16 protein-coding genes, 1 tRNA gene and 2 pseudogenes are annotated in these 19,440 nt (G+C 66.6%); 1 reads left to right on the top strand and 18 read right to left on the bottom strand.

The features are described 5' to 3' along the window. Positions 1 to 321 precede the first annotated feature (321 nt). Positions 322 to 666, bottom strand: a pseudogene (locus BUB76_RS18160) (phage tail tape measure protein); the annotation flags it as partial. Between BUB76_RS18160 and BUB76_RS18350 the strand changes: the two are divergent. After that, the gene (locus BUB76_RS18350; protein ID WP_073128937.1) at positions 667 to 1,494 is read left to right on the top strand and encodes a phage minor head protein; all 828 of its coding nucleotides are present in this window, start codon (positions 667 to 669) and stop codon (positions 1,492 to 1,494) included. It abuts the pseudogene before it with no gap. Between the two features lie 306 nt (positions 1,495 to 1,800). Here BUB76_RS18350 and BUB76_RS18155 read toward each other — a convergent pair. The 17 genes and pseudogenes from BUB76_RS18155 to BUB76_RS11445 form a co-directional block, all read right to left on the bottom strand. Next, positions 1,801 to 2,109 (bottom strand): annotated as a pseudogene (locus BUB76_RS18155) (DUF6441 family protein); the annotation flags it as partial. Between the two features lie 343 nt (positions 2,110 to 2,452). Beyond that, positions 2,453 to 2,542: transfer RNA gene (locus BUB76_RS11520), tRNA-Ser, on the bottom strand. Positions 2,543 to 2,604: 62 nt separating this feature from the next. Further along, complete coding sequence (locus tag BUB76_RS11515; protein ID WP_073128934.1) at positions 2,605 to 3,315, bottom strand: alanyl-tRNA editing protein; 711 nt, start codon at positions 3,313 to 3,315, stop codon at positions 2,605 to 2,607. After that, positions 3,312 to 5,687 carry a DUF3772 domain-containing protein gene (locus BUB76_RS11510; RefSeq protein ID WP_073128933.1) on the bottom strand — a complete coding sequence of 792 codons (2,376 nt, stop codon included), beginning with the start codon at positions 5,685 to 5,687 and terminating at the stop codon, positions 3,312 to 3,314. The genes BUB76_RS11515 and BUB76_RS11510 overlap by 4 nt, the downstream gene beginning before the upstream one ends. After that, positions 5,687 to 6,715 carry a cysteine synthase A gene (locus BUB76_RS11505; protein WP_073128932.1) on the bottom strand — a complete coding sequence of 343 codons (1,029 nt, stop codon included), beginning with the start codon at positions 6,713 to 6,715 and terminating at the stop codon, positions 5,687 to 5,689. Before BUB76_RS11505 ends, BUB76_RS11510 begins: the two co-directional genes overlap by 1 nt. A gap of 105 nt (positions 6,716 to 6,820) precedes the next feature. Next, positions 6,821 to 7,936, bottom strand: coding sequence for a gamma-glutamylcyclotransferase (locus BUB76_RS11500; RefSeq protein WP_073128931.1), 1,116 nt, complete (start codon positions 7,934 to 7,936; stop codon positions 6,821 to 6,823). Next, positions 7,936 to 8,382 (bottom strand): TrgA family protein, encoded by a 447-nt coding sequence (locus BUB76_RS11495; protein WP_073128930.1) that lies wholly within the window; start codon positions 8,380 to 8,382, stop codon positions 7,936 to 7,938. The genes BUB76_RS11500 and BUB76_RS11495 overlap by 1 nt, the downstream gene beginning before the upstream one ends. A 1-nt stretch (position 8,383) precedes the next feature. Then, a complete protein-coding gene (locus tag BUB76_RS11490; protein WP_073128929.1) occupies positions 8,384 to 9,595 on the bottom strand; it encodes an SAM-dependent methyltransferase in 1,212 nt (403 codons plus the stop codon). Between the two features lie 106 nt (positions 9,596 to 9,701). Then, complete coding sequence (locus tag BUB76_RS11485) at positions 9,702 to 10,403, bottom strand: L,D-transpeptidase (RefSeq protein WP_073128928.1); 702 nt, start codon at positions 10,401 to 10,403, stop codon at positions 9,702 to 9,704. A 64-nt stretch (positions 10,404 to 10,467) separates the two neighbouring features. After that, a complete protein-coding gene (locus BUB76_RS11480; RefSeq protein ID WP_175550303.1) occupies positions 10,468 to 10,803 on the bottom strand; it encodes a hypothetical protein in 336 nt (111 codons plus the stop codon). 70 nt (positions 10,804 to 10,873) lie between these two features. Next, the gene (locus BUB76_RS11475; RefSeq protein ID WP_073128926.1) at positions 10,874 to 12,295 is read right to left on the bottom strand and encodes a cryptochrome/photolyase family protein; all 1,422 of its coding nucleotides are present in this window, start codon (positions 12,293 to 12,295) and stop codon (positions 10,874 to 10,876) included. Between the two features lie 92 nt (positions 12,296 to 12,387). Further along, the gene (locus BUB76_RS11470) at positions 12,388 to 14,052 is read right to left on the bottom strand and encodes a BCCT family transporter (RefSeq protein ID WP_073128925.1); all 1,665 of its coding nucleotides are present in this window, start codon (positions 14,050 to 14,052) and stop codon (positions 12,388 to 12,390) included. A gap of 193 nt (positions 14,053 to 14,245) precedes the next feature. Then, positions 14,246 to 15,901: a BCCT family transporter gene (locus tag BUB76_RS11465; RefSeq protein ID WP_084140634.1), complete on the bottom strand. Its 1,656-nt coding sequence runs from the start codon at positions 15,899 to 15,901 to the stop codon at positions 14,246 to 14,248. A 195-nt stretch (positions 15,902 to 16,096) separates the two neighbouring features. Then, a complete protein-coding gene (gene acuI, locus BUB76_RS11460) occupies positions 16,097 to 17,092 on the bottom strand; it encodes an acryloyl-CoA reductase (protein WP_073128924.1) in 996 nt (331 codons plus the stop codon). Between the two features lie 11 nt (positions 17,093 to 17,103). Continuing rightward, positions 17,104 to 18,210, bottom strand: coding sequence for a dimethylsulfoniopropionate demethylase (locus BUB76_RS11455; protein ID WP_073128923.1), 1,107 nt, complete (start codon positions 18,208 to 18,210; stop codon positions 17,104 to 17,106). Beyond that, positions 18,210 to 18,713, bottom strand: a complete 504-nt coding sequence (locus tag BUB76_RS11450) for a DinB family protein (protein WP_214607536.1) — start codon at positions 18,711 to 18,713, stop codon at positions 18,210 to 18,212. The genes BUB76_RS11455 and BUB76_RS11450 overlap by 1 nt, the downstream gene beginning before the upstream one ends. Beyond that, on the bottom strand, positions 18,710 to 19,423 hold the full coding sequence (locus BUB76_RS11445; RefSeq protein ID WP_073128922.1) for a DUF1326 domain-containing protein: 714 nt from the start codon (positions 19,421 to 19,423) through the stop codon (positions 18,710 to 18,712). The genes BUB76_RS11450 and BUB76_RS11445 overlap by 4 nt, the downstream gene beginning before the upstream one ends. Positions 19,424 to 19,440 lie beyond the last annotated feature (17 nt).

Raw genomic sequence — 19,440 nt, 5'->3', positions numbered from 1 at the left:
ATCGTTCTCGCCGCCGTCGCCGTGAAAGACGTCCTGGTAGCTCGACCCGGTCACGCGCTCGATCGACGTCAGGGTCAGGCCGGCCGCCAGCCCGGTCCCGGCCGAGGGGGCCGCGAGGTCCAATGTAATCCCGTTCGCCACCGCGCCGGCAGGTGGCGCACCGTCGGTCGAGAAGACATCCAGCAGCGCGTCGGTGCCGCTCCCGCCCCATTCGACGAAGGACAGCATGTCGAGCCCGTTGCCACCATCCAGCGTATCCTGGCCTTCGGTGGCGATGAACCAGTCGTAGTCGCCCAGTCCGCGAAGGTCGTCGTCGACGTGCGCCCCGCGCAGGACGACCAGCGCCGTGGCGAGACCGCGCAAGGAAAGCGCCGCAGCGGCCATGCCGGCGACCCAACGTCCCGCGAGCAAGGCCGCGAAGGTGGCGGCATAGGTGGTCAGGCGGCCGATGTTCTCGAAGAGCCCGCGGATCGCGATCCCGAGCGGACCCGTGCGGCTGGCGACCGCCGCCATCGCGTTGGCGACGGCTTCCAGCGCGGGAGCAGCTGCAACGGCGAACTGGTTCGAGAGCCCGCGCCAGATCAGCCCGAGCCGGGAGATGGCGTCGTTCGTCCGCTCGATCTGGTTGGCATCCTGCTCCGAGACCACGACACCGAAAGCGCGCACATGGTGGCGGAACTGCGCGATGTTTCTGATGCGAAGGAGGAGGCGCTGCGCCGGTGGGACGGGCGCTTGATGGCGATCTTCGAGGAATACGAGACCCATCCGCGGCGCCTTCGCCCCCTGCGAACCGCCATGGAAGAACGCCTGCTTCGGGCCTTCGCGGGTCTGATCAACCAGCTTCGGCAGCAGGATTTGGGGATCGAGCGTTACATCTGGCGCTCCCGGGACGACGCGAAAGTGCGCGACAGCCACGCAGAGTACGACGATCAGGTGTTTCGTTGGGACGAGCCTCCCGCGGGCGGCCATCCGGGCCAGGCGCACAACTGTCGGTGCTATGCAGAGCCAGTCAGCCCCGATGTACCGGATAACATCACGCTTGTTTATTATGTCCCCACTGAGGGGGGCTATCCGCTCCAAGACCTCTCCGAGCACGAGGCCGCGGGCGGGAACACCATCGCATTGCATGTCGGGAAGAGCGAAGAATTCCTACTGCGAGCGGTTAGAACTGATCAGGTTCGCGGTCCATTCGTCAGTCAGTTCCGCCGGCGCCACGGCTCTTTCCCCTCCCTTCGAGCCGCGCAGAGGCTTACTAACTCCAACCTTTCGCGAAACGCAGCTGTTGTAAACGCCGTGGCGACGGGTCAGAGAAGAAGGGCATTCATAACAAGCATATTCCAAACAGAAACAGGCGTCGAAACCTATCGCATTGGACCCAGAGCGTCGGCACCCGTGATTGTAAGGCCTACACTTGGAATAGGTACAGTCATCGAATACGCACCCGACATGCCGAACGGCTTCATCATCATCACCTCTTATCCAAGGAACGACTGACGTGAAACCTCCTCAGGCCTTTTATGATTTCACGTTGCAGCTGCATCAGGATTTGGATCTTGTGTATCCCGGCTGGTCGTCGGAAGCATCAGACGCTCGTCGAGAGTTATACGAGGACTTCCGGCAGGGGTTCGGGAATAGAGCTGTGGAAGAACTCTCTGCTTATTTTGGACTGCTGCTCAATGACGAAGACGCCGACCTCCAGGCCCTCTGGACAAACGAGTCGAGGGCAGACTGGATGTTTGACGGTAAGGGGGTTCGTCGGCTTCTTGAGGACTTCAGGGCTTGGGCCTCAGCCTCCTGACATTAGACCCTCCCCTCCACCCAGTTCGCCACAATCAGCCCCGGAACGCTGTCGTGCGCCCGCTTGGCGTCCCGGTCTAGGTCGAGCCGCTTCGGCAGCTTGACCTGCGGGACCAGCAGGAAGATCGGTGCGTTCTTCGCTGCAATCGATCCACCGGATCGATTGCGGACGCTCGAACCCTGGTTGCGGCCAGTCTTCGCGCGCGATGCCACCGCCTGGCCCCGCTTGTTGATGCGGGCGCGGTCGGCGACCAGCAGGCTCGGTCCGCGGCGGCGATAGACGACGCTCGAGTTCGGCGAACGCGAAGTCTCGCCACCAAAAAGAGAAGGCGAAGATGTCAGCTAGTCCAGCTGATTGGTTGAGGCCGGCAGGGTATGTTGCGCCTGTATAATGTTCGATCTGAGTATCTTCTTGCGATCGCCACTGGCGTCGAAGTGTTTAGCCAAGAGCTCCAAGAAGGCATTTTATTTCAAAGGCTTGCAACCTATTCACCAAATCGGCGCAGTCATGAAACCCGGAGAATATCGGCCTAGAGAGACCGCTGCCGGGCCTCCTGGCACCGGTGCAAGTGCTCAGCTCTTCCCGCATAACCCTCGAAAACAACGAAAAAATCCGGCCGGAGCCGGATCGGGAGAACGCTTTCGTGAGGGCAAGTGGCGGAGCGACAGGGATTCGAACCCTGGAGACGGTTTCCCGCCTACACACTTTCCAGGCGTGCGCCTTCGACCACTCGGCCACCGCTCCGTTGGCAAGCGCCTAGCGCATCTTCCCACCCTTGCGCAAGGGCCGGTGGACGCCGCGCGGGCTCAGGCGAGGTGCAGGGTGATCCGGCGCGAGGTCGCGGATTTCTTCTCGACCTTGCCCAGCCGCAACCGGCCGATCTGGCCAGTGGTGGACACGTGGGTGCCGCCGCAGGGTTGCAAGTCGACCTGGTCTTCGCCCTGGCCGATGCGTACCAGCCGGATCCGGCCGGCACCGCGCGGGGGCTGCACCGACATCGTCTTCACCAGGCCCGGGTTCGCGTCGAGCTCGTCCTCGGTGATCCAGTCCGTGCCCACGGCCAGGTCACGGGCCACCAGGTCGTTCAGCGCCCGCTCGATCGCGTCCTTGTCCTCGGGCGGGTCCGGCATGGCGAAATCCAGACGCCCTTTCTCGACCGAGATGGCCCCGCCGGTCACCGGCAGCGGCACCACCACCGACAGCAGGTGCAGCGCGGTGTGAACGCGCATGTGCCCCCAGCGCCGATCCCAGTCGATGCGCTGCTCGACCGACTGTCCCACATCGGGCGCGGCGCCATCGGCGAGCCGCAGGATCGGCGCGCCGTCCGGACCCTTCTCGCAGATCGTGACCTTGGCCTGCCCGCCGTCCCACGTGATCTCGCCGGTGTCGCCGGGCTGGCCGCCGCCTGTGGCGTAGAACAGGCACGGATCGACCCGCACCCAGCCTTCGCCGGTCTCGACCACCTGGCCCGTGGCGGTCTTCAGGAACGGATCGTCGAGATGCAGAAGGTCGGTCATGCGGGGCTCTCCGGGGTCGAGGCGTCGGGCTGCGAATGGGGCGCGTCGGGGCTTGGTGACCCTGCCCCGCCGGACGCGACGGGGCGCAGGGTCTCGGGATTGCGCAGCCACAGGTCCTGCTGCGGGAACGGGATCTCGATCCCCTCCTCGGTGAAGCGCTTGGCGATGGCGTGGAGCAGGTCGCTTTGCACCACCACGATGAAATTCACATCGCGCAGGATGGCACGGATCTCGAAATCGAGGCTCGAGGCACCGAAAGCGCGGAACAGGATCGCCGGCGGCGGATTCAGCATCACCATCGGATGCGCCTCGGCGACCTCCTGCAGGATCTCGGCCACCCGCTCGGTATCCGAGCCGTAGGCCACGCCCACCGGCACGATCACCCGGCCCACGTTGTTGCCGCGGGTCCAGTTGATGACCGAGTTCGACACCAGATCGGCGTTGGGCACGATGACGTCGGTGCGATCGAAGGTCTCGATCCGGGTCGAGCGCACCGAGATATCGCGCACGTATCCCATCTGGTCGCCCACCTGGATCATGTCGCCCTCGGAAATCGGGCGTTCGATCAGCAGGATGATGCCCGACACGAAGTTCGACACGACGTTCTGCAGGCCGAAACCGATGCCGACCGACAGCGCACCGGCCACGACAGCCAGCGAGGTCAGGTCGATCCCCACGCCGGTGATCGCCAGAAGCGCCGCCAGGAAGATGCCGATGTAGCCGACGCCCGACACGATGGCGTTGCGGCCGCCCACGTCCAGCCGGGTCTTCGGAAGCACCGTGTTGCGCAGGGTGCCCTGCACCAGCCGCGTCAGGGCGTAGCCGATGACGAAGATCAGCAGGAAGGCCAGGAAATCCGTGGGCGAGATCCGCGTGTCGCCGAAGGCAAAGCCCGCGCGGAACCGCGACCAGACCTCGGTCAGGTCGGCGACGCGTGCGCCCCAGATCAGCGCGTAGACCGGCAGCGCGGCCAGGACCAACAGGAACCCGATCAGGAGCGGGGCGAGCGCCTCGCTTTCGCCCTCGGCCGTTCCGGTCAGCAGCGCGTAAAGATCCGAGACCAGCTTTTGCAGCAGACCCAGGACCGACGTAACGCCAAGCGTCATGGCCGCGGGGACCAGCACCGCCTGCGCCGCGTTGGAATAGCCGACGGCGGCCAGGAGAACGCCCAGAACGCCCGCGATGATGGACAGCCGTCCGATCAGCCGCAGAAGCGAACTGCCCACCCGCTGCGTTCCGCTCTCGTCCGTGTTGCCACGCCCCATCCTGATCAGGATGCGGCCGATGCTGAACAGCAGGCAGCCAAGCAGAACACGGGGTGCGAATTTCAGGACGTCCACCGGGACGTCACTGCGCCCGGTCACGTTTGCCAGCAGCGCCACGGCGAAGATCGCCGTCACCGCGTAGCCGATGAGAACGCTGTGCCACCGAAGCGACGTGAGCGGCACGTCATCGCCGCGCCAGAACGGCTGCGCCGTGGCCTCGCTGCCCAGAAGGACGTCGGCCAGCCATTTGGACACGAAGATCGGCATGGCGACCAGCGGCAGTGCGTCCAGCACCGTCATCGCCGCCCCATCGAACAGGCCCGTCAGCGCCGCGGCGCGCGCCAGGAAATAGACGCCGAGGGTCGGGAACAGGATCTGGCCCAGCGATAGCAGGAAGAAGACGACACCGCGGCCCCGGGTCGAGTGATTGACCGCCCAGCCCGAGATCAGGCGGATCCACCAGCGGCTGCGGAAGATCAGCAGAAGGGCGACCAGCGCCAGTGGCACGGCGGCGGCCAGGCTGTCGAAGGCCCGCGCCCGCTGACCGGGATTCTGCCACGCCTCGATCACCGGCGTTGCGACGGTATCCCACCCCTCGAGCAGCAGGTCCACGGCCCCGAGCCAGTAGGCCGGGTTCAGGGGGGTCGCCTCGCGCGCCAGCAATTGCTGGGCGTATTGTTCGCGGATGGTGCGGTCGATCTGGCCGATCAGACCGTTGGCGAGCGTGAAGGCTTCTTCGGCGGCGATGACCGGGGCGCGCAGCTCGGCCAGCTCCTGGTTCAATTCGGCGCGGCGTTCCGCCACGTCCTCGGCCTCGGGTTCCTCTCCCTCGGCCGGGGGCGGGCCCAGCGCCTCGATCTGGCTTTCGACGGTGGCGATGCGGTTCGCGTTGATGTCCTGGGCCGCCAGGAACGTCTCGCGGCGCTGCGCGATCTCGGCGCGCAGGTCCTCGAGCGTTGCCACGGTGGCGAAACCGTCCAGCGTCTCTTCGACCTCGGACGTGAGCGCGGACCACGCATCGTAGTTCGGCCGGGGGATATCCTGCGCCGTGACGGCCCCTGCGACGAGCAGAAGGAACGCGCACAGCCAGGCGCGCAGAAGCGGCATCACGTGTCGACGAAGACCGAGGGCATCATCCGCTCGGATCCCTTGCGCAGCCACTCGGGCACCGGCAGGCCCTTGCTGTCCAAGAACTCGGGGTTGAACACCTTGGATTGATAGCGCGTGCCATAGTCGCAAAGGATCGTCACGATGGTGTGGCCCGGCCCCAGCTCACGCGCGAGGCGCATGGCGCCCGCGACGTTCACGCCGGTGGACCCGCCCATGCAAAGCCCTTCGTGCTGGAGCAGGTCGAACACCACCGGCAGCGCCTCGGCGTCGGGGACGCGGTAGCAGAAATCGGGTTTGAGCCCCTCGAGATTGGCGGTGATGCGCCCCTGCCCGATCCCTTCCGAGATCGAGTCGCCGGGATTCTCTTCACCGGTATAGATCTTGAACAGGCCCGCCCCCTCGGGATCGGCGAGACCAATCTTGACGCCCTTCGGCTGCAGCACCTCCGCGACACCCGCGAGCGTCCCGCCCGAGCCCACGGCGCAGATGAAGCCGTCGACCTTGCCGCCGGTCTGGTCCCAGATCTCGGGGCCGGTGGTTTCCACATGGGCCTGCCGGTTGGCCACGTTGTCGAACTGGTTGGCCCAGATGGCGCCGTGCGGCTCGGTCTTGGCCAACTGCTCGGCCAGCCGGCCCGAGTATTTCACGTAGTTGTTGTCGTTCTTGTAGGGCACGGCGGGCACCTGGACCAGCGTGGCGCCGGCCAGCCGCAGCATGTCCTTCTTCTCTTCGGACTGGGTCTCGGGGATCACGATCACGGACTTGAAGCCCAGCGACGCGCCCACGAGGCTGAGCCCGATGCCGGTGTTGCCGGCGGTGCCCTCGACGATGGTGCCGCCCGGCTCGAGCAGGCCCTTCTCGACCGCGTCGCGGATGATGAACAGCGCGGCGCGGTCCTTGACCGACTGGCCCGGGTTCATGAACTCGGCCTTGCCCAGGATCTCGCATCCCGTGGCCTCGGACGGGCCGTGCAAACGGATGAGGGGCGTATTCCCGACGGCGGCGGACAGGTCGCTGTGGATCATTTGGGCGGCTCCCTCGGGTTTGGTCGGTGCTATGCGGTGCCGATGGTTGTAGGCCCCGGCCCGCCCCCTTTCAAGCAGCGACCCCCCGCCTGCGGTTCCCCGGTCTCAGGCGAAACGGCCGGCCGCCCGCGCGCGCTCGAGCCACAGGACCGTGGCGAAAAGCGGTGCGGTATCGACCTCGCCGCTTTTCATCAGCTCAAGCAACCGCGCGAACGTGATGACGTGTGTGCGGATGTCCTCGTCCTCGGCATCGGATCCCGCGATGGTCTGGACACCGTCGGGCAGGTCCGCCTCGGCCACGTAGGAATAGAGATACTCGGTCGTCGCGCCGGGGCTGGGGTAAAACCGCGCCACGAAGTGCAGCGGCCCCAGCGCAAGGCGCGCCTCTTCCTCCGCCTCGCGACGGGCCGTGCGCTCGGGCGTCTCGCCCGGGTCGATGCGGCCCGCGATGGGCTCCAGGACGTAAGGTCGAAGATCCCCCCGCGCGTAGGGGCCAAAGCGGAACTGCTCGACCAGCATGACGCGGTCGCGCACCGGGTCGTAGGGCAGCACCGTTACCGCGTCGGCCATATTGAAGGCCGCCCGGGTGACCTGCCGCGACATCCCGCCATCGTAGAGAGGATGTTTCAGGTCGCTTTCGTCGACGGCGAAGAACTTGGCGTAGGGCACCCGGCGATCATCCAGTTGCACCGCGTCACGATGCGTTCCGGCCCGCAGCGTGCAGGGGACCGGCTCGCCCTCCGCACGCAGGGCTGCATCGGCGCGCACGAAGATCGTCGATACCCGCTCGCGCAAGGTCGCGCCGTCGATCTGCCCGAAATAGCCCATGCTCTCGCGCGCGGCGCGGCGCGTGAGCGCGCCCCACCCTTCCTGCCAGGCGGCAAGATCCCAAGGGGTGTCCGAGGCGGTCACGCCGTCGCGCGGGCGATAGACGATCGCCTCGACCCGCTGGCCCTCCGCCATCACCGTCACCGGCTCGGGCGCGAAGCCGAAGCCTTCCTCGTAGAAATGCAGCCGGGCCATCTGGGTCGCGTCGGGCGTCAGCAACAGGCCCTCGACGCGGGTGCCCGGTTGCGCCACCAGCGCGGGGAAATCGGCGCCCTCGGCCCGGTGGACCGCGTGGTCATCCAGGACGGCCGGGCGCGTCGCGACCGCGCCGCCGGCGACAAGCTCGCGCAGGGGCGCATCCAGCAAGGTGCCGAAGAGGAAAAGGTCGGGCATCAGCGCCCGTAGCGCCAGGCGAATGCCTCGGACAGGACACCCACGATGATCCCGCCCACCGCGAGGGTCACGAGGCACGGCCCCGGCCAGGTGTATTGCGCGAATTCCATGGCGAGCGCGATGGACGCCTCGATCGCCTCGATCGGACCGTTGTAGCGCCGGTTGATGGACCGCATCAGCGCCTCGTAGCCGGCCCACATGATGATCGCCCAGAACAGGATCGCGGCGGCAGTGGTCAGCCCGATCCCGATGGCGTTGACGAAGCCCTGCCCGGCGCGGGCGCCCATGATCCGCCAGCCCAGGATCATGGCCAGCAGCGCGTTCACCTCGGGCATCAGGCCCTCGGACCGCCCTTCGGGCAGGTTGGGAATGATGAGCAGGCTGGCGTACCAGACCAGGGCCGCGTAGCCCAAGGCGGCGAAAAGCTTGGCGGCGGTGGGATACATGTCAGGCGGGCTTTTCCACGGTAATCTGCGTCACGTCGCAGTTACCGACGTGGAAGGTCGCCGCGCAAGAGGTGAGATAGAAATTCCACATCCGGCGGAACCGGTCGTCGAAGCCCAGGCGCGCGGCCTCGTCCCAGCGGTCGTTGAAGGTATCGAACCACCGGCGCAGGGTCTGGCTGTAGCTTTCGCCGAACTCGACCGACCGCGCGACGGTCAGGCCGGCCGCGCGCACCTGGTCGCGCAGCACCGACGGGCACGGCAGCATGCCACCGGGAAAGATGTATTTCTGGATGAAGTCCGGACCGCGCTTGTAGACCTCCCAGCGGCGGTCGGCCACGGTGATGATCTGCAAGGTGGCCGCGCGCCCGGGTTTCAGCCGCTCGCGCAGCGTGTCGAAATAGACCGGCCAGTATTTCTCGCCCACCGCCTCGAACATCTCGATGGAGGCGATGCCGTCGTACTGGCCCCGCTCGTCGCGGTAATCCTGCAGCTTGATCTCGACCCGGTCCGACAGGCCCGCCCGTTCCATGCGCGCCACGGCGTAGTCGCGCTGTTCGCGGCTGATGGTCAGGCCGGTGACCTTCAATCCCCGCTCGGCCGCCGCGTATTCGGCGAACCCGCCCCAGCCGCAGCCGATCTCCAGCACGTGATCGCCGGGCTTGGCGCCCATCTGGTCCACCAGCGAGGCGTATTTCGCGGTCTGCGCCGCCTCGAGGCTCTCCTGACCCGTGGTGAACAGGGCCGAGCTGTAGGTCATCGTGTCGTCGAGCCACAGCTTGTAGAAATCGTTGCCCAGGTCGTAGTGGTGGCTGATGTTCTTCCGGGCCTGGCGCTTGGAATTGGATTGCAGCCAGAAGCGCAGCCGCTCGTAGGCGCGCACCAGACCCTGCCCCGGAAAGCCGTCGTAGACGTCGTCGTTGTCGGCGTGGACCACGTCCATGAAGGCCTGCAGGTCCGGAGTCGACCACCAGCCGTCCAGGTAGGCTTCGCAGAACCCCAGATCGCCCTCGCGGATCAGCCGCCCGAACAGGTCGGGATGGTGAATGTCGATCTCGGCCACCGGGCCGGGCTTCGGGCCCTCGGCCCGGAACCGGCGTCCGTCCGGCAGCACGAAGTCCAGTCGGCCGTGTTCCAGCTTCGAGGCCATGGCAAAGGCCTGGGCGAAGTAGCGGGGCAGTCCCGTCTGCCCCTTGGTCGATGTCAGGTTCTCCATCGTGCTCCCCGTGATGTTCTTGAGGAAGCTAAAGGCCCACCCCCGGTCCTGCCACTGGAAATCTGCGGTTTACGTTGCGACACTCGCCGCACGGTCGTCCCGCTGCCTAGTAGATCGTCTTCAGCGGGTCGGGCATAAGGGACGGCAGCACCACGACCCGCACGCCATCGCGCACACGTTCGTAGAGGTCGATCGCGTCGTGATCGAGCATGCGAATGCAGCCCGACGACACCGCCTTGCCCAGATAGGCGGGCTCGCAGGCCCCGTGGATCCGGTAGAGCGTATCCTCGCCGTTCTGGAACAGGTAGTGCGCCCGCGCGCCCAGGGGGTTGTCGGGGCCGCCCGGCATGCCGCCATTGGCGATGGAATAGGGCTCGAACTCGGGGCGACGCTCGACCATCTCGTCGGGCGGGGTCCAGCGCGGCCACTTTCGCTTGTATTGCAGCTTGGCCTCGCCCCACCAGCCGAAGCCGGCGGCGCCCACGCTGACGCCATAGCGCAGGGCGTTGCCGTCTTCCTGCATGAGCCACAGGTAAGCCGCGTCGGGATCCACCAGGATCGAGCCTTCTTCCATGTCGGGCCGCGGCGAGGCGACCACCTGGCGGAACAGGCGCGGATCGACCACGCCGGGCTGGATGGCGGGGATCGGGAACGGCTCGTCGGTGATGGCGCCATAGGCGGCGGGCACCGGTGCCGGGGGTGTCACGGCGGGGGTCGCGGTGCGCGACACCTCGGGGGCTGGGGTGCGGGCACAGGCCTGAAGCGCGGCGGCACCGGCACTGGCCATGAGAAGACGGCGGGAGATCATCGTGTAACCTCGTGAATTTCGATCTGGGCGTTAGGGCGTTCTCGGCGATTGGGCAAGCGAAAGCTCAACCGCGCGGCGGATCCCAGACGGCCCATGCCACCCGGCGTGGCGACGATGTCGCATCCATGTGCAACCTCGGCACCGAGACTTCCGCGGGCCGCGTAAAGCCCGCGTCCGTCGCGATCGCCAGGTCGGGGCCGCAGGCCGCGCCGAGGATCGATTTGCCCTTGCAGTCGCGTTTCGCCGAAGCGACGTCCACCCCGGAAGCGCGCAGATCGCCCATCTCGGCGGACGCGGCGGACCCGCCAAGGGCCGCGCCGGCCATCGGGCTCGCGTAGGCGCCCCACGGCAAAAGCAGGGCGGTCAAGGCGGCCAGCAGGATCGTGCGGATCACGGACATGCGACGGAACATACCCATCCCGCGTATCGTGTCCACCGCGCGACGGGTCGCACACGCGGACGTGAGCCGATCAGAAATCGCGGTTCTGGTAGGTCTCCAGCGCCCGCTCGCGCCCCTCTTTGTGGCTGACCACAGGTTCGGGGTAATCGTCATCGGGCGACATGGGCCAGCGCCGCGGGATCGCCTCGAAGTATTTCAGCGCGTCGGGATGCGGGTCCGATTTCCCCTCGGCGATCCAGCGGTCGGCGTAGGCGCGGTTCTTGTCGAACTTGTCCAGCTGCGTCACCGGGTTGAAGACGCGGAAATAGGGGGTCGCGTCGGGCCCCGATCCTGCGGACCACTGCCAGCCCATGGCGTTGCTGGCCGGATCCCAGTCGACCAGGCAGTCCTCGAACCACTTCATCCCGATCTTCCAGTGGCACATCAGGTGCTTGGTCAGGTAGCTTGCAACGACCATGCGGGACCGGTTGTGCATCCGGCCGGTCACGTACATCTCACGCATGGCGGCGTCGACGAAGCGGATGCCGGTGCGGCCCTGTTTCCAGGCCTTCACCTCGGCCACGCGCTCGTCCTCGTTCCAGGGAAACTTGTCCCAGTCCTCGCGCCAGTTGCCCGACACCAGGCGCGGGGTGTGGTAGACGAGGTGATAGGCGAACTCGCGCCAGATCAGCTCTTCCACCCAGGCGGTGGCGCCCGCCTTGCCGTCGTCGATGGCGCGCATCCCGGCGTGGTAGCAGGCGCGGGCCGAGATCTCGCCGTAGGTCAGGTTCTCGCTCAGGTTCGAGGTGCCGTCCTTCGCCGGAAGGTCGCGCAGGTCGTCGTAGTCGGCGATGCCATCGCGGGCGAAGGCGGCCAGCCGTTGCTGCGCGGCCTCTTCGCCGACATTGACGAACCCCGCGACGATTTTGGCGCCACGATCCATGGCCGCGCCCATCTGCCAGTCCTCCAGGTCGTCGCTGTCGGGCCAGCTGTCCGGCGGCCGCAGCTCGGACGGCGCGCTGAGCGTGGGGGAGACCTCGCGATCCCACACCGCGCGCTTGTAGGGGGTGTAGACCTTGTAGAACCCGCCCTGCTGCGTCTCGACCGTCCAGGGCTCGAACAATATGTGGCCCGGCACGCTGCCCGCCTCGGTCCCCTGCCCCGTCAGCGCGGATTTCACGCCCTCGTCGCGGCGGATGCTGTCGGGATCGTAGGCGCGGGTCCACCACACGGTCGTGGCGCCGCTTTCGTCCACCAGCTGCTGAAGCACCTTCACCGCTTCGCCCCGCCGCAGAATCAGGCGCGAGCCGATCCCTTCCAGGCGCTCGGCGAACGACCGAACACCGAGTCCCAGCCGCCACTTGGGCGCGGCGCCATGGCCTTCCACCACCTCGTCATGCACGAAAACGGGGATCACCGGGCGGCCCGTCGCGGCGGCGCGGTCCAGCGCGGGATGGTCGCTCAGCCGCAGGTCGCGGCTAAACCACAGGATGATGGGGGAATTGTCTGCCATGGCCGTCCTCTCGCTCGCACCAGCAAGCTAGGACGCCGGGCCGTCGATCAAGGGCCGCGCCGTCGTGGCGCGGCCCCCGGTCAGCCTGCTGTCTACTCGGCCGGCTGGGCCGGATCGTAGAGCGTCGGGATGCCCTGCTGCTCGCGCTTGTAGTCGCGGTAGACGGCCTTGAAGAGCGCGACGCACATCAGCACCATCACCACCGAGAAGGGCAGCGCGCCGATCACCATGGCCGTCTGCACGGCCGACAGGCCCCCGCCGATCAACAGCGACCCGACGACGAGGCCCAGCGCCGCACCCCAGAACAGGATGTGCGGGCGCGCCTTCGGGCCCTCGTCGCCCGCGGCGTTGATCGTGTTGATGATCAGAACCGCCGAGTCCGCCGAGGTGACCAGGTAGGTCAGCAGTAGCACCACGACGATGACCGAGAAGATCCAGGCCAGCGCGGGCTGCAGCATGACGGCCAGCATCGCGAACAGCTGATCCTCCTGCCCCGCACCGACGATGGCGCCATCGGCCGTGCCGCTCAGCTCGAGGTCGATGGCCGTGCCGCCCACCAGCGCGAACCAGACGAAGCACATGAGCGACGGCACGATAAGCGCCCCCAGCACGTATTCGCGGATGGTGCGGCCCTTGGAAATGCGGGCGAGGAACAGGCCGACGAACGGCGCGAAGGCGATCCACCAGGCCCAGTAGAAGACCGACCACGCCGCCTGCCAGTCGCCAAGCTCGCCCTCGACGCCGGCGGCATCGGCATCCCAGACGGTGAACAGCATGCCCGGCAGCGCGACCAGGTAGTCCCAGATGCCGACGAACAGCGCCGACAGCCCGAAGAAGGTCGACCCGAAGATCACGAAGAAGGCCAGCAGGAAGAACGACAAGCCCATGTTGATGTTGGACAGCCACTTGATGCCCTTGCCCACGCCCGACAGCGCCGACAGGGTCGAGGCGCCCATGATGACGACCAGCGCGAAGATGATGCCTGCGGTGGTCGAGGTCGTTCCGCCATCACCGTCCGGGCGCGTCAGCCACGACCCGAAGCCGATCCGCTCGAGACCCGCGATGAACTGCTCGACGCCGAAGCCCAGCGTCTGCGCCACGCCCAGCACGGTCGCGACCACGGCGACCACGTCGACCACGTGCCCGGTCCGGCCGGCCATGCGATCACCGAACAGCGGCGTCAGCGACGAGCGGATGGTCAGCGGCAGGCCGCGGCGATAGCTGAAGAACGCAAGTCCCAGACCTGCCAGCGCATAGGCGCCCCAGGCACCCAGCCCCCAATGGAGGAACGACCATTGATAGGCCGCCCGAACGTTGTCGGCGCCGGACTCGGTGGTGATGCCCTGGATCGTCTGCGGGTTCGACTGCCAGTGATAGAGCGGCTCGGCTGTCGCGAAGGTCAGCATGCCGATCCCGATGCCGGCCCCGAACATCATCGAGAACCACGAGAAGTTGTCGAATTCGGGCTTCTCGTGATCGAGCCCGAGCTTCAGCTTCCCCGAACTCGGGACCGCCGCGAGGATGAAGCACGTCAGAAGGAACAGCGCGATCGCGTAGATGTACCAGAGGTTGAAGAACGCCAGGATGAAGCTGTTGATGTTGGACAGGAAGGCGCCGGCCTGCTCGGGAAATGCCACGGCCCAGACGATGAGCGCGCCGATGATCAGCTTTGCCGTGATTGTCACGTGGGTGGTGAAGCCATCGTAGAAGCCGCCGTCGGCGGTCTTGATGTCGATCTCGGTTATCGGTGGTTTCATTGAATATAGTCCCTCTGCCGGGGCCGCGTGCCGCGACCCGATCCACATTTTGTAGGTCTGTTTTCTGGGAGCGTTGTTTGGACTATATCTTGAGACGGCCTCATTTCAAACGCGCTATGTAAAAAAACACCCGGCCGGATTTCTCCGGCCGGGTGTCTCGTGTTTCAGGCGGCGCGCGAAACGCGCCGTCGGGTCAGTCGCCCCTGGGTTCGGACCGCAGACCTTGTAGCAGCGACCAGCACAGCACCAGCAACACGCAGGTGAAGAAGATGCCGGTGGCATTCACCATGGCCTGCAGCGCCTCGAGCCCGCCGCCGATCAGCAGCACGATCGCGACGATGCCCTCGGTCGTGGCCCAGAACACGCGCTGCGCGGTGGGCGCAGCGGTCTTGCCGCCCGCGGTGATCGTGTCGATGACCAGCGAGCCCGAGTCCGACGAGGTGATGAAGAACACCAGGACCAGCACGATCGCCAGCGTCGACAGGACATTGGTCAACGGCAGCTCGCCCAGCATGGCGAACATGGCGATGGAGGCGTCGTAGCTGCCGATCACGTTCTGGTAGACACCGCTGTCGGTCGTCTGCTCGACCACTTGGGTGATCGCGGTGCCGCCGAAGACGGCCATCCAGAACACCGACACGAGCGTCGGAATCAGGATCACGCAGGTGATGAACTCCCGCACGGTGCGGCCACGGCTGACACGGGCGATGAACAGGCCCACGAAGGGCGACCAGCTGATCCACCAGGCCCAGTAGAACGAGGTCCAGCCTTCGCGGAAGCTGTCATCCTCGCGGCCGAACGGGTTCGAGAGCGGCACGACGTCCTGTGCGTAGGTCACAAGGCCGGTGAAGAAATCGCGCACGATCTGCGCGGTCGGCCCGAAGATGAACACGAACAGCACCAGCGCTCCGGCGAAGACCATGTTGATGTTCGACAGCACCCGCACGCCGCCGTCGAGGCCGCGCACGACCGAGACCAACGCGATGGCGGTCACGACCATGATGACGATGACCTGCGTGTTGATGGTGTCGGGGACGCCGTAGACATAGCTCATGCCCGCGGTGGCCTGCTGCGCACCAAGGCCCAGCGACGTGGTCAGGCCGAACAGCGTGGCGAAGACGGCGATCAGGTCGATCAGGTGACCGGGCCAGCCCCAGACGCGTTCGCCCATCAGTGGGTAGAAGGCCGAGCGGATCGAAAGCGGCAGCTGCTTGTTGTAGGTGAACAGAGCGAGGCTCAGCGCGACCACGGCGTAGATCGACCAGGGATGAAGCGCCCAGTGGAAGATCGTGGCGGCGAGACCGTGGGCCCGCGCCTCGGCGACCTGCTCTTCGTTCAGGGTGCCGTCGGTGAACGGCCCTTCCAACCCGAGAGGTCCGGAAACCTGCATGTGGTACACGGGCTCGAGCACGCCGAAGAACATCAGGCCGATGCCCATGCCGGCTGCGAACAGCATCGCGAACCATGAGAAATAGGTGAAATCCGGCTTGGCGTCGGCGCCGCCCAGGCGCACCTTGCCGTAGGGCGAGACACACAGGAAAAGGCAGAACAGCACGAAGATGTTCGCGGCCAAAAGGAAGAACCAGTCGAACGTCGTGGTGACGAAGTCGAAGATCCAGCTGAACACCGCGCTGGCCTGGTCCTGGAAGATCAGCGTGACCAGGACGAAAGCCACGACCGTCAGCGACGAGATCATGAAGACCGGATTGTGAATGTCGAATTTCAGCGGCCCGAGGTCGCCTTCGACGTTATCCTGACCGACCGAGTAGTCCGTTTCGATGATTGTGACGTCCCCATCGGGTGTCGGGATGTCGAGATCGGGTTGTGGTGACTGTGTGGTGTCTGACATGTCGTTTACCCCTCCTTGTCTCGGTTTATTGTACATTTCGGCGCGAGCGTCCCTCATACACCATCCCGCCGTTTAACGCGGAGGGGCGCGAGATTGATCCCCCTAAATGAAAATTTATGTAAAAAGACGTGGTTTCGCCCGGCTTTTCACACCGGGCGCTCCCTGCAATCTCCGACGATCGAGCGCCTCAGCTCCTCAGGATCCGGCCACGTCGACCAGAACGCGGCCCTTCACCTGCCCCTTCAGGATCTCGGCCCCAAGCCGGGGCAGATCCTGCAATGTCGCGGGCTGGATCATGGCTTCGAGCTTGTCCATGGGCAGGTCGCTCGCGATCCGTTGCCAGGCGCGCAGGCGGTTGTCGTAGGGCTGCATCACGCTGTCGATGCCCAGCAGGTTCACACCGCGCAGCAGGAACGGGATCACCTTGGCCGGCAGGTCCGCACCGCCCGCAAGACCCACGGCCGCGACCGACCCGCCATAGCAGATCTGCCCCAGGACGCGCGCCAGCATTGGCCCGCCCACGGCGTCGATGCACCCTTGCCACTGCTCGGATTCCAGCGGGCGCTTGACCGTTTCGGCCACGTCCTCGCGCGCGACGATCTGCGTGGCGCCCAGGTCCTTCAGGTAATCGGCGTTGTCGGGGCGCCCGGTGACGCAGGCGACCTTGTAGCCCAAGTTGGCCAGGATCGCCGTGGCCACCGACCCCACCCCGCCCGAGGCGCCGGTCACCAGCACCGGCTCGGGCCGGTCGGGGTCAATCCCGTGATCCTCCAACGCCATGACGGCCAGCATCGCGGTGAACCCGGCGGTGCCCACGGCCATCGCCTGCTTGGTGCTCAGACCCTCGGGCAGCGGCACCAGCCATTCGGCCTTGGCCCGCGCCTTCTGGCCGTAGCCGCCCCAATGGGCCTCGCCCACGCGCCAGCCGGTCAGCACGACCTTGTCGCCTGGCTTGTAGCATTCGTGCTCGCTGCTCTCGACCGTGCCGGCATAGTCGATGCCGGGCACGTGGGGGTAGTTGCGGACGAGGCCACCGCCCGGCCCGATGCACAGACCGTCCTTGTAGTTCACGGTGGAATACTCGACCGCGACCGTCACGTCGCCCTCGGGCAGGCGGTCGTCGTCCAGCTCCTGCACGGATGCGTGGGTCTTGCCATCGTCGTCCTTCTCGACCAGCAGCGCCTTGAACATCTCTCTCTCCCTCAGTTCCAGAATGTCTCGCGCACATGCGCGTCGATGGGGCCGTCCGGGCCCTGGACCAGCAGGTGCGTGCCCGGGTCCCAATGGGTCATGCGCACCATGCCGATGGCCACGCCACAGTTGAAATCCGGCGACAGCGCGGCCGAGGTGACGCGGCCCACGCGCATGCCGCGGGCGTCCGTCACGTCCCAGATGCGGTCGCAGGGCGGCACCGATGTCGCGTCGAGCTCCAGCGCGCGGATCTGGCGCACGGGGCCTTCCATGCTGACCCTCAACAGGGCGTCGCGGCCCACGCAGCCGATGGCGGTCTGCGTGTCGCAGAACCGGCCCAGCCCGCATTCGTGGGGCGTGTTCTCGCGCGTCATGTCGTTGCCATAGCTCAGAAGCCCGCTCTCGATCCTTTCGATCAAGTTGGGGCAGCCCGCGTGGACGTCCAGATCGCGGCCCGCCTCCATCAGTGCGTTCCAGAGCGGCATGCCATTGTCGAAACCGTCCACGTAGATCTCGAACCCGCCCTGCTTGGAGTAGCCCGAACGCGCGACGACCATCCAGGTGCCCTCGAACTCGAACCAGCCGAAGCGGAAGAACCGCACCTTGCGCACGCCGTCGCCGAAGATCCGCGCGACGAGATCCTCGGCCTTCGGGCCCTGCACGGCCAGGGGCGCGATGTCGGGCTCGTCCACCAGCACGTCCAGCCGGTAGCCGTAGACGATACCCTTGACCCACAGCAGCAGGTCGCTGTCGGCGATCGAGATCCACCACCGGTCCTCGGCCAGCTTCAGCGCCACGGGGTCGTTCAGCATGCCCCCGGTCTCGTCCACCAGCGGCACGTAGGCGCACTGGCCAGGCAGCATCCCGCGCAGGTCGCGGGGCGTCAGCATCTGCATGAGCCGGCCCGCGTCGGGACCGCGCAGTTCGACCTGCCGTTCGCAGGCCACGTCCCAGACCTGCACCGCATGTTTCAGGTGGCGATAGTCCTCCTCGATGCTGCGGAAGACGGTGGGCAGCAGCATGTGGTTATAGACCGTGTAGCCCTTCACGCCGGCCGCTTCGTTGCCGTCGGAAAAGGGCGTGCGCCGCAACCGGCGCGAGGGCGAGATCATGGCCATCAGTCGGGCTCCAGGAAAAAGAGATCGGTGTCGCGGGTCGCCTGCCCCGTCCGTGTCAGCGCGGCATGGATCTGGCCGCGGTGGTGGGTCTGGTGATTGAAGAGATGCGTGACCACCTGCGCCATCGGGCGGCTGACCTGCCGTCCCGCGGCCTTGGAATGCCAGCTGTAATCGGTGTGCAGCCACTCCCCGGTCACACCGCCCGCCCAGTCGACAAGGGCCGCGTCGGTCTCGGCGCGCTGCCGCACCAGGGCGGACCAGTCCGTGACGTAATCGCCCGAGTCCGCGATGCGAATGCCGGGCAGATCGCCCCCGGTGAACCGCGCCAGCCACATGTGATCACCCCAGAGAATATGGCTCAGCGTGCCGTGGACCGACCCGAAGAACAGGCCCCGGTCCGCGCGCCGCTCGGCCTCGCCCAGGGCCTCGCACGCCTCGATCACCCAGCCGTTCTGCCAGGCGTTGTAGCGCGCCATCATGGCCACCCAGGCGGGCGTGATCACCGCCCCGGACCCGACCAGTCGATGGGGCAGATCTCGGCCGACTTGCCCGAGAAATCCCACACCCGGCCATAATCGCGCAGCTTGGACTTGATGCCGCGCGCGGCGATGATGTCGGGACCCATCCAGTATTTCGAGTTCGAGATCATCACCGGGTGATCGGGCGACTTGCCGGCCAGCGTCTCGATCTCGCCCTGGATCTTGCGGCCCACCATGATGCTGCGGCGGTTGCCCTCGCGGGTGATCTCGACCCGCTCGCGCTCGGCGCCGATGATCTCGCTCACCAGCATGGTGAACAGACCCGTGGTGCCGCCCGCCGCGCCCGACAGGATCTTCAGCAGCCCGTTATAGGCCTTCTGGCTGGCGCGGTCGTCCACGTAGGCCGCGACCTTCCAGTTGCCCTCGGCCATGCGGCCGGGGATGTCGACCAGCAGCCCGATATTCAGCCCGTCCAGCGACTCGCCCTCGAAATGGCCCTCGTCGATGGCGATGGCCATCCAGGCGTGGCAGTGCCCCTCGGTCGGCGGGTGCGCGCCCAGCGACACGACGCAGGGGCAGAACACCTCGCACGAGCAGTTGAGGAACAGCTCGCCCTTCATCCGCCACTCGGTCGGCTGGCTTTTCCGGCGCAGCGGGTTCGCCATCTGCTGCAGGATGCGGTCGCGCACCCGCAGACGGTCGGAGGGGGCGGGCGTGTCGGGCGTATCGGACATGGGCAACCTTTCGGAAC

It is taken from the genome of Palleronia salina, from assembly GCF_900141995.1.
In the GTDB taxonomy this organism is placed as follows: domain Bacteria; phylum Pseudomonadota; class Alphaproteobacteria; order Rhodobacterales; family Rhodobacteraceae; genus Palleronia; species Palleronia salina.
This window is presented reverse-complemented; position numbering and strand designations above follow the sequence as displayed.